The sequence below is a fragment of the Nocardiopsis moroccensis genome, assembly GCF_055763695.1.
On sequence record NZ_CP199747.1, the window covers coordinates 83780 to 97053 of the forward strand.

Below are 13274 nucleotides of genomic sequence, written 5' to 3' on the forward strand. Positions count from 1 at the left end.
ACCGCCGAGTAAGGTGTGTTCCATGTAACACGCGTGGCGTGCTTCGGCGCAAGTTTCGTTCCCCCTCGTCGCCCTTCCCGCGACGGAACACTGGAGGTACACATGCCCAAGGCCCACGATGAGGCCCCCGAGGTGCCTCAGGAAGCGCCTGAGCAGCACGAAGGCAGTGGCGGAACACGCTGGCGCAGGTTCGCCCTCGTCGCGGTCCCCGGTTTCGTGGCGGCCGCGGTTCTCGGCGGGATGACCACCCAGGGTCTTCTCGCGGCCTCCTTCGCGGTCTCCGGGGACAGCTTCAAGCTGTCCGCGGACTCGTTCTCCGGGAGCGGCTTCAGCCAGTACGGCGACGTCGCCAACTCGGTGGACGGCTCCTCCCGCGCGGTCGGTCTGTCCACGGTCAACTCCTCCGAGTTGGAGAACCTGTGCCTGTCCTCGCTGTGGGACCTGCCGATCGGTGAGGCCACCCTGGTGATCAACGCCGGTGCCGAAAGCCCGGTGGAGGGCAGCAACATGGTCATCGACATCGAACAGCTCCAGGGCAACGCCGAGTTCAGCGCCATCGAGATCGGCCGTGACGCCAGCACCCTGGACAAGGCGGAGAACGGGCAGGGGCCCGAGGGCGGTTTCGGTCTCCAGGCCGACTCCATCACCGTCTCCGACATGGAGATGACCTCGTGGGCGGTCAGCTCGGGTTCGCTCCGGATGACCGGGCTGAACCTGGCGGTCAAGCCCGGCAACCACGAGTGCTTCTGATCCCATGGCCCACCCACTGACCCTGCTCCGCTCGGGATGGGGACGGTTCCGTGACTGGCGACGGACCCGTCCGTTCTGGGGCGGCGTCCTCCTCATCGCGGCCGGAGTCGAGCTGCTGGTCGCACCGGCCGCGCAGAGCCTGATCCTGCCGATCGACCTGATCATCTACGCGGGCATCGCCGGGGTGTCCGGCGCCCTGATCGCCCTCCTGCTGATCACGCTCGGTGTGCTGGGCTGGCTCCAGCCCGCACAGCACGTGTTCTTCGGCCTGGTCGGGCTCATGCTCGCGCTGGTCTCCTTCGTGACCTCCAACTTCGGTGGGTTCGTCATCGGGATGCTGCTCGGCATCGTCGGCGGAGCTCTCATGTTCGCGTGGGCCCCCCACGTCCGGCGGCGCCCCCGCAGGCGTCGCCGGACGGGCGCACCGGCCCCCGAGGACACCGGTAACCACGAGGAGGACCCCGCGGATCCCGAGCCGGAGGACGAGGAACCCTTCGCCGGAGACGGCGCCGAAACCCGCGCCGAAGCGTCCGAGGACAGCGGCCCCGGGTCCCACCGGGCCGCGACCGTCACCGAGCCGCGCGGGGGGCACCGGCCCCTGGCCGCGATCGCCCTGCCGCTCGCCGCGGCCGTCACCCTCGCCTCGGCGCCTGCCCCTGCCGCGGGCTGGCCCTGGGACTGGTTCTTCCCCGACGACGGGGAGCAGTCCGAGGAACAGCCGTCCGAGGAACCCTCCGAGGAACCCTCCGGGGAGCCCTCCGAGGAGGCGTCCGAGGAACCCGATGGGACCGACCCCGACGAGGGCGGTTCCGACGGGGACGGCTCCGGGGACCCGGACGGGGAGGAGGCCGACGGCGAGGAGGAGGGCACCGAGGACGAGGGGGCCGCCGAGGAGCCCGAGGAGGGCAACCCCGAGGAGTGCGAACTGCGGGTCGGAGACGCCGCCCTCGTCGAGGACGAGGAGGAGTTCCTCGACGCGGTCGCGGCGTGCCAGGCCGCAGAGGAGGAGGACGAGCTCCCGGAGGTCGTGGTCGACTCCGACTACGACTGCTTCCGGGGGTCGGTCCGGGACTCCGGTCTCACCGCCGACAGCCTCACCATGTACGGAGCCTGGTACGGGGGCGTGGTCGAGTGTCCGACCGCCGACGGCCCCCGGCGCTACCTCCGGCTCACGATGAGCAGCGGTGACGTCAGCAACGGCGAACTGTGGTTCGACGACGCGGGCGCGCGCCGAAGCCTCGGCCTGCCCACCATGAACCTCACCGGTGACGTGGAGATGCACGTGACCCGAATGCACGTGCGGATCCTCGGTATCCCACTGACCTTCACCCCGGACTTCCCGCCGCCGCTCCTGCTCCCGATCATGTACGTCACCGATGTGGACGTGGCCAACCCGATGGCGTCCTCCGACACCATGACCATCCCCGACCTGGACGGCCAGTACGGCGGGGGAGCCTGACCACCTCGAACCTCCCCGCCGGACCCGCGGGGAGAGCACGCAGGCAGGGGACGGGGGCACCGTGAACGCGGTGCCCCCGTCCTGCGGTGTGCGGCCGGGCGGTTCAGGGCGCCCGGACCGGGCGCCCGGACCCGGTCACCACTCCGAGATCAACTGGCTGGGCCGGCCCACGTGCGACACGTACAGTGCGTCCCGGGCCCGGGTACAGGCCACGAACAGCAGTGTCCGTTCCTGCTGGTAGACGTGTTCCAACGCCACCTGGTCGCCTTCGGCCGCCTCGAGCGCGGCCCTGGGCGGGAGCAGGTGCTCGCTCACCCCGAGCAGGGCCACGCAACGGAACTCCTGGCCCTTCAGCTGGTGCATCGTCCCGACCCGGACCGCCGAGAGGGCTCCGGCCCCCTCCAACGGCGTGGTCGCCACCCCGCGGGCCTCCAGTTCCTTGGCGATGCCGCGCACCACCCAGTGGTTACGCCCGGCCACCGCGATCTCGCTCGGGTTCACCCCGGCCTCCAACCACACCCGGACCCACTCGCCCAGCGCGTTGAGCTCCTCGGCCCGGTTGGCGCAGCCGCGCACCACCGGCGCCGGCCCGCGCAGCAGCGAGCGGTACCCGGCCAGGGTGTCGGCGTCGTCGTCCATCCCCAGGGCGGACCGGCGGCCCAGGATCGGCATGCTCCAGTCCAGGATCTCCTGGGTGACCCGGTAGCTGACCCGCAGACGGTGGCCGCGGCCGCGCACGTTGATGCCGAGCGAGGCCAGGGACACCCGGTTGTCGGACACCCGCTGGTGCGGGTCGCCCACGATGAACAGGTCGTCGGGGCCCTCCGGGACCGCGGCGCGCAGCATCCGCCACTGCGTCGGATGCAGGTCCTGGGCCTCGTCCACCACCACGTGCCGGTACAGCGGCCCGGACCGGCCCAGCAGGCGGGCGGCCTCACCGGCCAGCTGCGGGTAGGACCACAGGCCCTCCACCCGCATCGCACCCGCGTAGCGCCGAATCGTCTCCCAGACCTGGCGACGGTGCTCGGGTGCCAGGTGCTGGACGCGGCCGCTGCGCTCGCACCGGATGTAGTCGGGCAGCAGCTCCAGGCCCTTGGCCAGGATGACCTGCTCCCACTCGTCGACCAGGAAGCGCCCGGAGAAGGGCAGTCCGTCGGCGAGGGCGACCGCACGCCAGCGCTGGGCCAGTTCGTCCCTGCTCGCCATGCGGGGTGCCACACCGGTGTGCGACTGCACGACCGTGCGCGCGAGGCTGTCGATGGTGGCCACCCGCACCCGGGAGCGCGTGCCGGGGTCGGGCAGCAGTTGGTCGAGCCGCTCCGCCAGGGACTGGGCCAGTCCGCGGTTGTAGGTGGTGAGCAGTACGGACTCGCGGTCGTCCTCGGGGTGGGCCGCCGCGTCCAGTTCGGCCAGGTGCGCGGCGCGGTGGAGGGCCATCACGGTCTTGCCGGTTCCGGGGCCCCCGGTGACCTGGACCGATCCGTTGAAGTGGCCTTCGGTCACCTGGTGCTGGTCCGGGTGCAGGGTGATCTGCCACTGGGCGAAGGGGGCGTTGAGCGCGCCGGAGAGTTCGGGTGGGCCGACCGGGGCGAGGGCGGCGCCGTCCGCCCCGGTGGGGGCGTCGGGCAGGGTTTCCGGCCGCAGGCTCCGGGCGTAGCGGAGGGCCTCGGCACGCGGCCGTACGGTGAGCAGCCGGTAGGGCGGGTCGTCGGAGCCGGTCTCCTCGGTCTCATCGGGCCCGGGGGCGGCGTCGGGGTCGGGGACGATGACGCCGGACCAGTCACGGGCGATGGTGACGACCCGCACCCGGGGATCGGCGGCGCCCGCGACGGACTCCAACCCGGGACGGTCACCCGCTTGGTAGGCGCGCATCACGGCCAGGGTGTCGAGCTGGACGTCGGGTGTGAGGCGGGTGAAGTCGCTGAGAAACGTCGGTGCGATCGCGAGGGCGGACACGTTGTGGATTCCTCCGGTCTTCGACCTGGTGGCGGCTCTTCTGGACGGTCGGAGCGGACGTTCGGAGCGGGTGGTCCTCGTGTACGGGAAAGCCTGTTTTCGGGCTTCGCTCACACCTGAGACATGCTCGCCGTGGAATTTGGGCAAACGCCGCTCGGGGGACGATTCTCGGCAGCTCCCCGGATCGCTTGCGGTTCCGTGTATGCGCAGCTCAAATGATGTTTTACGCAAGGGTGTTCGAGTTGTTTTCGCGGCTTTTCCATGCGGCTGGGGGAGGCTTTCCGTGACCTGCGGTTCCTTGGGGTGCGGTGGTGGCCGAAAGGGCGGTTATATTGCTGACCGAAATCCGGTCCCCGGGTGGGTGTGAGCCTGTTCCGACCGGGTGGGGAGGCGGATCGGCTCGACAGGGGGCGGGGAGGCCGAAACCAGGGAGGATCCCCCGGGGACGGGAAAGGAGGGTTCCCGGGGTGGAAAAGAGAGGGGAAAACACGGGATCGCGGTGCCGCGAGATCGCTGTCTGGCCGGTTGCGGACACGCTCTGTGCGGGAAGCTGTGCGGTGCGGGATCGTGGACACACCCGGGGGAAGCAGCACGCGTGGTTCAGGACTCTGCCGGGGTCCGTCCTACCCCGGCAGAGTCCTCAACCACCCTAGAGAAGCGGTACCCAGTCCCGGTACCGTCCAAAGCGGGGACTCCGGCCGACCTTTCCCGCATCCTGCCCCACGGCTGTGACAGAACCGCCGCCGGCCGCCGGCCGCTCCGCCGGGCTCGCGGCTCCCTGCGTGCGCGAACCATGCTCTAACGTTGGACGCGACCAACCGGGTGGAAGGAGCGGGCCGAGCACGTGTCCCCCAACGACAAGAGCCGCATGCGTATCTCGGACGCCGAGCGCGACCAGGTCGCCGAGATCCTGCGCGAGGCCGCGGGCGAGGGGCGTCTGGACCTCGACGAACTGGACGAGCGCCTCAGCGCGGTCTACGCCGCCAAGACCTACGCCGACCTCGAACCCATCGTGTTCGACCTCCCCGCCGGGGCGGGCGGCCTCAGCACCCCCGGGACCGCCCGGCCGGCCGCGGGCGCCACGCTCCCGGCCTTCGGCGCAGGCCCCCTCGCGGGCGGACAGCCGCTGGTTCTCAAGGCCCAGGGCAACCCCGTCGTGCGCAAGGGGGAGTGGACCGTCCCCCACCGGGTCGAGGTCGACGCCCGCTTCAACAACACCAAACTCGACTTCCGCCAGGCCCAGCTCACCACCCCCGTCGTGGAGGTCTGGCTGGACACCTCCTGGGGCAGCGCCGACCTGATCCTGCCCGAGGGCGCCACCGCCGAGGTCGACGTCGACTCCTCCTGGTTCGGCAGCCTGCGCTCCGACATCGACTCCATCCGCCGCCCGAACGCACCGCACTTCGTCATCACCGGCAAGAGCCAGGGCGGCACCCTCCGGGTGCGGCACAAGAAGCAGGGCGGGTGGGCCGACCTCTTCGGCTGACCCCGCCGCCCCGCGCGGACGGCCCGTGCCGGGCGGGTAAGCGCCCCGGGACGACCGTGACGGACCGGACCGAGGGCACCCCCCGTGCGCCATGATGGTGGGGCGCGGCAGGGGCCGCGCGGAGAGCGGGAGGTCACGGGACAGTGGGTATGTGGATCGCGGCGATCGGCGCTGGGGTGTGCGCTCTCGGGCTCGGCCCCTTCGCCTGGACCTACCTCGCCAGCACGGGCCGTCGCGGCACCGTGGACACCGTCCCGCACCGGCCGGTCGCCGTGGTGCTCGGCGCCGCGGCCTGGCCCGACGGGCCCTCCCCCTTGCTCGCCCGCCGCCTGGACCTGGCCGTTCGGCTGGTGGCGGCCGGCAAGGTCGACCGGGTCCTGGTTTCCGGCGACAACCGCGAGGTCTCCCGCCGCGAGACCGACACCATGACCGACTACCTCGTGGAACAGGGCGTCCCCGCCGAACTGGTGACCGCCGATCCGCACGGGTACCGCACCTGGGACACCTGCGTACGGGTCCGGGAGCTCTACGGGATCGGCGCGGCGACCATGGTCACCCAGTCCTTCCACCTGCCCCGCACCGTCTCCCTGGCCCGGGCCGCCGGGATCGACGCCGTCGGGGTGGGCGACCCCAGTCTCGGCTCCCGTCGCAGGTCCACCCTCATCGGCTACGCACGGGAACTCGGTGCGGCCGCGAAGGCCCTGCGCGACGCCGTCCTGCGCCCCGAACCCACGAACACGGAACTCACCGACAAGGACGCCTAAGCGGCGCGGACGGGGCGGCTCGCAGGTGCGGACGGCATGGTCGGCGACCCCGCCCTCGCTCTGGTCAGTCGGTGTCGTAGACCGTCACCCCGACGCCGCGGGCCATGAGCTCCCGCTCCACGAGGGGCTGGATGCGGTCCCACCTGCCGCCGGCCAGTCCGCAGCCGATCCGGGGCATGTGCACGGTGGCACCGAGTTCGAGCGCTCGGGGCGCCAGCGCGCGCAGGCAGGAGGCCACCGCCTCGTAGCGGATGGGCGGGCCGCCGCTGCCGCGTCGCGTGCCGTGCTGGGCGACCATGTTCGCCACCCATGTGTCGGGTCCTACCCGGATCAGGCGCACGGACCCGAGTGCGAAGTCGTTGCGGGCACGCTCGCGGTGCCAGGCGCGGTAGTCGCGTTCGGGTTCGGGCCAGCGGCGGGACAACGCCAGGACGAAGCCCTTGCCCCAGCCGCCCCGGTTGTTGCACACGTGGGCGATGATCTTGGGCCCCGGAGCCTGCGGACTCGTGGCGTCCCCGCGCACGATGCGCAGACCGGCCGGTGGCGGAAGACGAGGGGGAGCGGGCATACGGGCACGATAACGGACGGCTCCGACACCCGTCCGCCTCGGAACGGGCCCGGCAGCCGGGGCGGAACGCGGCGGAGGATTCCCCGGGGCCCGGTGAGAAGCACGACCCCGGAGTCGATTCGCGTAGAACCCCTGAGCCGGGATAATCGGGCGCATGAACGCGACCACGGGAAACGAAGCACACGACAACACGGAGAACGTGGACTGGGCCGCCCTGGCGCCCGAGGGCGGCGAGCGCATCCCCGAGTTGCTCGAACAGGTCGCGACCAGCGACAGTGCCCTGTCCGACCTCCACGACATCATCCACTTCCCCGCCCCCGGGCACCGGGCCGCCCCCAGGGCCGTGGACCGGCTGGTCGACATCGCGACCGACGAGGCCACCCAGCCCGTCGACCGCTGGCGTCCCCTCAGCCTCCTGCTGGAGCTGGTCAGCGCGCACGCCGAGGACCGCTTCCCACAGCACCGGGACCTCGACCAGTGGCGTGACGAAGTGGCCTGGGCCACCTCCAACGACGCCGAGAAGGTGCGGGCGCAGTACCGCACCTGGATGGAGGAGGCGCCCGACGAGCAGCACCACCACCGGATGCGCAACCGCCTCGCCGTGATGGAGGCCGACGACGGCGCCGAACTCCTGCAGGCCGAGCTGGACACCTACGAGGCCGTCCTCGCCCGGGTCCCCGACCTGGTCACCCTTCTCCACGGCGGCGCCAACCGCGGCGGACTGGACCGAGCGGGGGAGTGGGTCAGCTACCTGCTGGGCTTCCTGCCCGCCGACGCCGAGCGCATCTCCGCCGAGATCACCGGCGCCTCCCAGGTGCTGCTCGCCAAGGACCTGCGCCCCGCGCCCAAGGCCCCCACCTCGATGCGCGAGGTGATGACCCAGGGGTTGGACAGTGGTGAGCCGCTGCCCGCCGAACTGTTCGCCCTCGGCCTGGTCGCCGACCCCTCCGACATCGACACCACCGTCGGCCTGGCCCACCAGATGGCCGGCGGCAACCTCTACAACTCCTTCGCCGCCTCGGTGGCCCTGGTCCTCATCCACGGGGAGAACACCCCGCGTGAAGGGCTGCGCAGGATCGGCCGCGGCGGCGGCACCTCCATGGGCTACGAGGGTCTGTTCAACGAGTCGTGGCCGCACTGCGGCAACCGTTCGCCCCAGGTCCTGGGGTTCCTGGCGCTGGGCCGCGCCGGAGACCGTGCCCGCCGCCTGCGCCTGGACATCCTGCCCGGCCTGATCAAGGGCGAGGAAGAGTCGCGCGCCCTGGTCACCGGGGTCGGCCTGGAGATCGTCCTCGGCCCCCGCTCCAGGGGATACACGGTCGAGGAGCACGCCCAGGCCGATTACGACGAGGAGACCCTGAAGGTCCTGTGGGCCATCGCGGAACTGCCCGCCTCGGCGTGGCAGGACGAGGAGCTCACCGCGACCCTCAGCGCCTGGGCACTGCCGGACAACGCGGAGGAGTTCTGCGCCCTGGTCGGTGTGGAGCCCGAACCCGAGGCCGCGGAGGAGACCGAGGTCGCGGCACCGCAGCGGCAGCAGCCCCAGCAGCAGGCACCCACCGGCATCCTCGGCCGCCTGTTCGGCGGGGGCCGCTGACGACGGGGACGGCCCCGCGCCGGGTAGGAACACGGCGGTCGGGGACGCCCCTAGGAGCGTCCGGAGCCCTCGGCCCCGGCGGCCTCCTCGGCGGCCCCGGCCAGGGCCTCGTCCACACCGCTCTCGTAGTCACCGAGGAACGTGGGGTCGGGCCTGAACACGACCGTGCCCAGGGCCGCCACCGCCGCGGGCACCTCCCGGGCCCACCCGTAGACCGTGGCGGTCCTGCGCTCCCGCAGACTGGAGTCGCCCACCCCGACGGTGTCGATCCCCGCGGCCCGACACAACCGCACCGCACGCGGCAGATGGAAGTCCTGGGTGAGCACCGTGGCCTCCTCCACCCCGAACACCTCCCTGGCCCGGACACACGAGTCCCAGGTGGAGAAGCCCGCGTAGTCGCCGACCACCCGGTCCTCGGGTACGCCCCGGTCGACCAGGTACTCGGCCATGGTGTCGGTCTCGTTGTAGTGCTCGACGCTGTTGTCGCCGGTCACCAGAACCGCCTGGACGCTGCCCGCCTCGTACAGTTCCACCGCCAGCTCCAGGCGCTGGGCCAACAGGTGGCTGGGCAGACCGTCGGGACGCACACCCGCCCCCAGGACGATGGCCACGGGCCGGTCGGGCACCGAACCCGCGGTGTGGCGCTGGCTGTCGGTGGAGACCAGCACCCACACGAACGGCACGCACGCCAGCACCGTGAACGCCGCGGTCAGCAGGGCGAGCCGTCGGCGCCAGGCCGGGGGAGCGGGGTCCCGGGCCCGGTCGGGAACGGCGGATCGGGGCTCTTCGGCGGCGGGGTTCTCGGAGGTCGTCACAAGGGGGGAGACGCCCCGGGAACGGATCGGGTTCCGGCCGGGGTCCGCCAGCCCGGGCACGCGTCCGGTGGAGTGGGGGGACGCGGCTCGCTTGGTGGGGCCGCACCGCCGGAGAACCCGGGTGTGCGCCGGCACGGGGAACGTTAGGGTCGCCGCATGTCTGCACACCACCATGACGAACTCCCACCGCGACTGCGGGCGATCGCCGACCTGACCCCCGGGGCCATGCGGGAGGGCGCGGGGATGCACGAGTACGACGGCAGGGCCGCCGACCTCTCCCCGCAGGGCGTGCGCGCCGGCCTGGAGGCCCTGGGCGGCGCACCCCTGGACGACCCGCACGACGAGGCACACCTGTCCGCCGCCGAGGCGGGGCTGCGTTTCGAGCTGGGCGAGCTGGAGTGGCACCGGAGGAACCCGCTCCACCACATCGGCGAGATGGACGTCTCCTCCTACGAGCGCGAGTACGCGCCCAGGGCCGAGCGCGACGCCGCACGGATCGCTCACCTGAAGCTCTGGCCGACCCTGGCCGACAACGCGGTCGCCGCGCTGGACCGGCTCTCCGCACCCGTCGCGCGTTCCCTGATCGGTGCTGTGCGCGGCATCGCCGAAGGCCTCCCGAGCGACCTCCCCGACGACGTGCGCCGCGACGCCCTGACGGCTCACGCCAGGCTGGTCGCGCATGTGGCGGAGGCCGTCGAGAACGGCTCGGAGGACGCCGGCCTGGGCGCTGAGGCGCTCAGCCTGCTGATGGGGACCGGGGAGGCCATGGAGGTCGACCTCACCGACCTCGCCGCGCGCGCCGACGCCGAGCGCGACCGGCTGCGGGCCAGGCTCGCCGAGGCCACCGGGCGCCTCGCCCCGGGGCGCGACCCGATGGAGTTCAGCCGCGAACTCACCCGCCGGCACCCCGACACCGAGGGGGTCCTCGACGCCGCCCGCCGGTGGACCGGGATCGCCGTCGACTTCACCGAGGAGCGCCGACTCGCGCCCCACGGCGACGGCGAGTGCAGGGTCGACGTGCCGCCGCCCGCCATGCGCTGGGCCACCGCGATGATGGCGTGGTCCGGTCCCTGGGAGCGGGACACCCCGTCGTTCTACTACATCACCCCGCCCGCCCCCGAGCTGTCGGAGGAGGAGGCCGCGGAGTGGCTGGAGCAGTTCAGCCACACCACCCTCCCCGCGGTGAGCGTCCACGAGGTCGCCCCCGGCCACTATTCGCACGGCCGTGCCCTGCGCCGGGCGCCGAGCCAGGTCCGGCGCGCCCTGCAGTCCATGACCTTCGCCGAGGGCTGGGCGCACTACGCCGAGGAGATGTGCCTGGAGGAGGGGTTCGGGGAGTACGCGGCCGAACGGGTCGGCGACCCCGACTGGACCGCCGACCACTACGAGATCGGGGTGTGGATCGAGGCCCTCATCCGCGTCACCCGGCTGTCCGTGGCCATCGGCATGCACACCGGACGGATGAGAGTGGAGGAGGGCGCGGCGCGTTTCGCCGAGGACACCCCGCTCCAGGGCCCGGCGGCGGTGGCCGAGGCGCAGCGGGCCACCTTCGACCCCACCTACGGTCGCTACACCTGGGGGAAGCTGGAGATCCTGGCGTTGCGTGAACGCGCACGGCAGCAGTGGGGGAGCGGCTTCTCGCTGCCGCGCTTCCACCGCGCCCTGCTGGAGCTCGGTTCGCCGCCCCTGGGGCTGATCGGGGCGGCCCTGGACGGCTGACCGGCCGCCGACAGGTCCCGGGGCCTCAGGACCCCGGCGCCTGTCGGCCGGGCAGCCCCAGTTCGGTCAGAGCCGTACGAACCCGGCCCCGGCCCTTCTCCAACGCCCCCGCCGCGGTCGTGGCGTCCACGCCGGCCAACAGCGAAACCAACGCCACCCGGGTGTCTCCCCCGGCCGCCGTCAGTGCCTCGGCGCACGCCTGCTCCTCCGAGCCGGTGGCCTCGACCAGGATGGTGACCACCCGGCCGCGGAGTTTGCCGTTGCTGGCGTCCACGCCCACCATCAGGTTCGAGTACGTCCGCCCCATGCGCACCATCACCGCGGTCGAGAACGCGTTCAGCAGCAGCTTCTGCGCGGTCCCCGCCTTCATCCGGGTCGAACCGGCGATCACCTCGGCCCCCGTGGACACACCCACGTGCACGTCGGCGACCGCGGCCAACGGGGCGTCGGGGTTCGCGCTGATCAGCACCGTGTCGGCCGACCTCTCCCGGGCAGCCTCCAGAGCGCCGCCCACGTAGGGTGTCCGTCCGCTCGCGGCCAGGCCGACCGCCAGTGAACCGGGGGCCACCCCCGCGGCGTCGATCCGTCCCGACTCCCAGTCGTCCTCGATCCCCTCCACGGCGCGGACCAGGGCTTCGCCGCCGCCGGCGTGGTGGGCCACCACCCACTCCGCGGGTACACCGTAGGTCGGGGGAAGCTCTGCGGCGTCCTGGGCCGCGATCCGCCCCGAGGTGCCGGCTCCGAAGTAGTGGATGGACGCCCCCTGTTCCAACGCGGCCACCCCCAGCTCCACGGCACGGGCCAACTCCGGCAGCACCGCGCCCACGGCTGCCGCGACGGTGGCGTCCGCGGCGTTGATCTTCCGGAGGACGTCCAGGGCCGGGAGCAGGTCGATGTCGTAGGTGTCGGGGTTGCGGGCCTCGGTGGGCGCTCGCACGATCACGGCTTCGCCGCCCTCGGAGTCCCGGCCGCCCGGTCCCCGGTCCTGTGGGTTCTGTTCCCTGCCGCCGTGCACTGCGCTCTCCTGTCCGGTCCGCACCCGTGTTCGTCCTTCCGTTCGGCCGCACCGGGTCGCGCCCGGACGAGCGGATCGCGGAACCGACGCGGGTGGCGGGTCAGTCGTCGTTTCCGGTGGTGCTGTCGTTGCTGTCGGTGCGGGTTGCCGGGTTCCCGCCGCCCCGGGCCGCGGGGGCCTCGCTCCGCCGACGTCTGCGGTCGTCGCTGAGCCGCAGACCGCGCACCGCCTCGTAGGTGGTCTCCAGAGCTGTCCGGCTGTCCGTGTAGCGGATCTGCGCCAACCCCACGAAGAGGCAGTCCACCACCGTCAGCTGGGCCAGACGGGAGGCCGTGGCCCCCGAGCGGAACAGGGTCTCCCGTGCCGCGGTGGTGAGTACGTGGTCGGCGAAGCCGATCGGGGACCGGGGGAAGTTGGTGATCGCCACCGTCCGCGCGCCCCGGCGGCCCGCCTCGGTCAGTGCCTGGACGGTGTCGATGGTGGTGCCGCTGTGCGAGATACCGATCGCGACGTCGCCTTCCTCCAACAGGGCCGCGCTCGTCAGCATCACGTGCGCGTCCGACCAGGCGAACGACGTCAGGCCGATCCGGTGCAGCTTCTGCTGGAGGTCGGCGCCCACGAACGCGCTCGCTCCCACCCCGTACACGTCGATCCGACGCGCGTTCGACATGGCGTCGATGGCCGCACGCAGAACCTCCACGTCCATGGCGGCGCCGGTCTCCTCCACGGCGCGAGCGTCGGTGTAGGCGATCTTCTGGACGACGGTCACCAGGGTGTCGTCGGGGTTGATGTCGCTGGCCAGCTCGGGGGTGTTGGTACGGGCGCCCCGAGCCTGTCCGGCTTCGGTGGCCAGTGCCAGCCGCAGTTCCCGGTAGCCGCTGAAGTCGATGGTGCGGCAGAACCGGATAACCGTGGCCTCGGAGGTCGCGCAGTCCTTGGCCAGCTGGGTGATCGAGGAGGCCGCCGCCCGTTCGGGGTCGTCGATCACCCGTTGCGCCACCCGTTGCTCGGCGGGGGCCAGCGAGGGAAGCAGCGACCGGATCCGGAGGACCGTCGTGGGGACCTGTGACCGGGAGGCATCACCCCGGCTCGAATGGTCGCCAGAAGGCTTCGGAGTTTGCGCCATGGAGGAAAGTTTCTTTCGG

Annotated in this window: 11 protein-coding genes; 6 read left to right on the forward strand and 5 right to left on the reverse strand. The window is 72.3% G+C overall.

Features of this window, described 5'->3' with window-relative positions; translation table 11 throughout:
• The first annotated feature begins 102 nt into the window (after positions 1-102).
• Positions 103-750, forward strand: coding sequence for a DUF6230 family protein (locus ACUKCB_RS00380; protein WP_191274893.1), 648 nt, complete (start codon positions 103-105; stop codon positions 748-750).
• A gap of 4 nt (positions 751-754) precedes the next feature.
• Positions 755-2209 (forward strand): DUF6114 domain-containing protein, encoded by a 1455-nt coding sequence (locus ACUKCB_RS00385; RefSeq protein WP_473038454.1) that lies wholly within the window; start codon positions 755-757, stop codon positions 2207-2209.
• Positions 2210-2344: 135 nt separating this feature from the next.
• Here ACUKCB_RS00385 and ACUKCB_RS00390 read toward each other — a convergent pair whose 3' ends face one another.
• Positions 2345-4165, reverse strand: coding sequence for a UvrD-helicase domain-containing protein (locus tag ACUKCB_RS00390; protein ID WP_473038455.1), 1821 nt, complete (start codon positions 4163-4165; stop codon positions 2345-2347).
• Between the two features lie 844 nt (positions 4166-5009).
• Here ACUKCB_RS00390 and ACUKCB_RS00395 point away from each other — a divergent pair.
• Together ACUKCB_RS00395 and ACUKCB_RS00400 are read left to right on the forward strand one after the other, a co-directional pair.
• On the forward strand, positions 5010-5651 hold the full coding sequence (locus ACUKCB_RS00395; RefSeq protein ID WP_473038456.1) for a DUF1707 SHOCT-like domain-containing protein: 642 nt from the start codon (positions 5010-5012) through the stop codon (positions 5649-5651).
• A gap of 143 nt (positions 5652-5794) precedes the next feature.
• Positions 5795-6415, forward strand: a complete 621-nt coding sequence (locus ACUKCB_RS00400; RefSeq protein WP_473038457.1) for a SanA/YdcF family protein — start codon at positions 5795-5797, stop codon at positions 6413-6415.
• A 64-nt stretch (positions 6416-6479) separates the two neighbouring features.
• On the opposite strand, the gene ACUKCB_RS00405 is transcribed toward ACUKCB_RS00400, so the two are convergent.
• A complete protein-coding gene (locus tag ACUKCB_RS00405) occupies positions 6480-6983 on the reverse strand; it encodes a macro domain-containing protein (RefSeq protein WP_473038458.1) in 504 nt (167 codons plus the stop codon).
• A gap of 154 nt (positions 6984-7137) precedes the next feature.
• Between ACUKCB_RS00405 and ACUKCB_RS00410 the strand changes: the two genes are divergently transcribed.
• A complete protein-coding gene (locus tag ACUKCB_RS00410; RefSeq protein WP_473038459.1) occupies positions 7138-8580 on the forward strand; it encodes a hypothetical protein in 1443 nt (480 codons plus the stop codon).
• Positions 8581-8630: 50 nt separating this feature from the next.
• On the opposite strand, the gene ACUKCB_RS00415 is transcribed toward ACUKCB_RS00410, so the two are convergent.
• Positions 8631-9395, reverse strand: a complete 765-nt coding sequence (locus ACUKCB_RS00415; RefSeq protein WP_473038460.1) for a SanA/YdcF family protein — start codon at positions 9393-9395, stop codon at positions 8631-8633.
• A gap of 156 nt (positions 9396-9551) precedes the next feature.
• On the opposite strand from ACUKCB_RS00415, the gene ACUKCB_RS00420 reads away from it, so the two are divergent.
• A complete protein-coding gene (locus ACUKCB_RS00420; protein ID WP_473038461.1) occupies positions 9552-11114 on the forward strand; it encodes a DUF885 family protein in 1563 nt (520 codons plus the stop codon).
• Between the two features lie 25 nt (positions 11115-11139).
• Here ACUKCB_RS00420 and ACUKCB_RS00425 read toward each other — a convergent pair whose 3' ends face one another.
• Both ACUKCB_RS00425 and ACUKCB_RS00430 read right to left on the reverse strand, forming a co-directional pair.
• Positions 11140-12153 (reverse strand): N-acetylmuramic acid 6-phosphate etherase, encoded by a 1014-nt coding sequence (locus ACUKCB_RS00425; protein ID WP_473038462.1) that lies wholly within the window; start codon positions 12151-12153, stop codon positions 11140-11142.
• Between the two features lie 76 nt (positions 12154-12229).
• Positions 12230-13255: a MurR/RpiR family transcriptional regulator gene (locus tag ACUKCB_RS00430; protein WP_473038463.1), complete on the reverse strand. Its 1026-nt coding sequence runs from the start codon at positions 13253-13255 to the stop codon at positions 12230-12232.
• Positions 13256-13274: the final 19 nt, after the last annotated feature.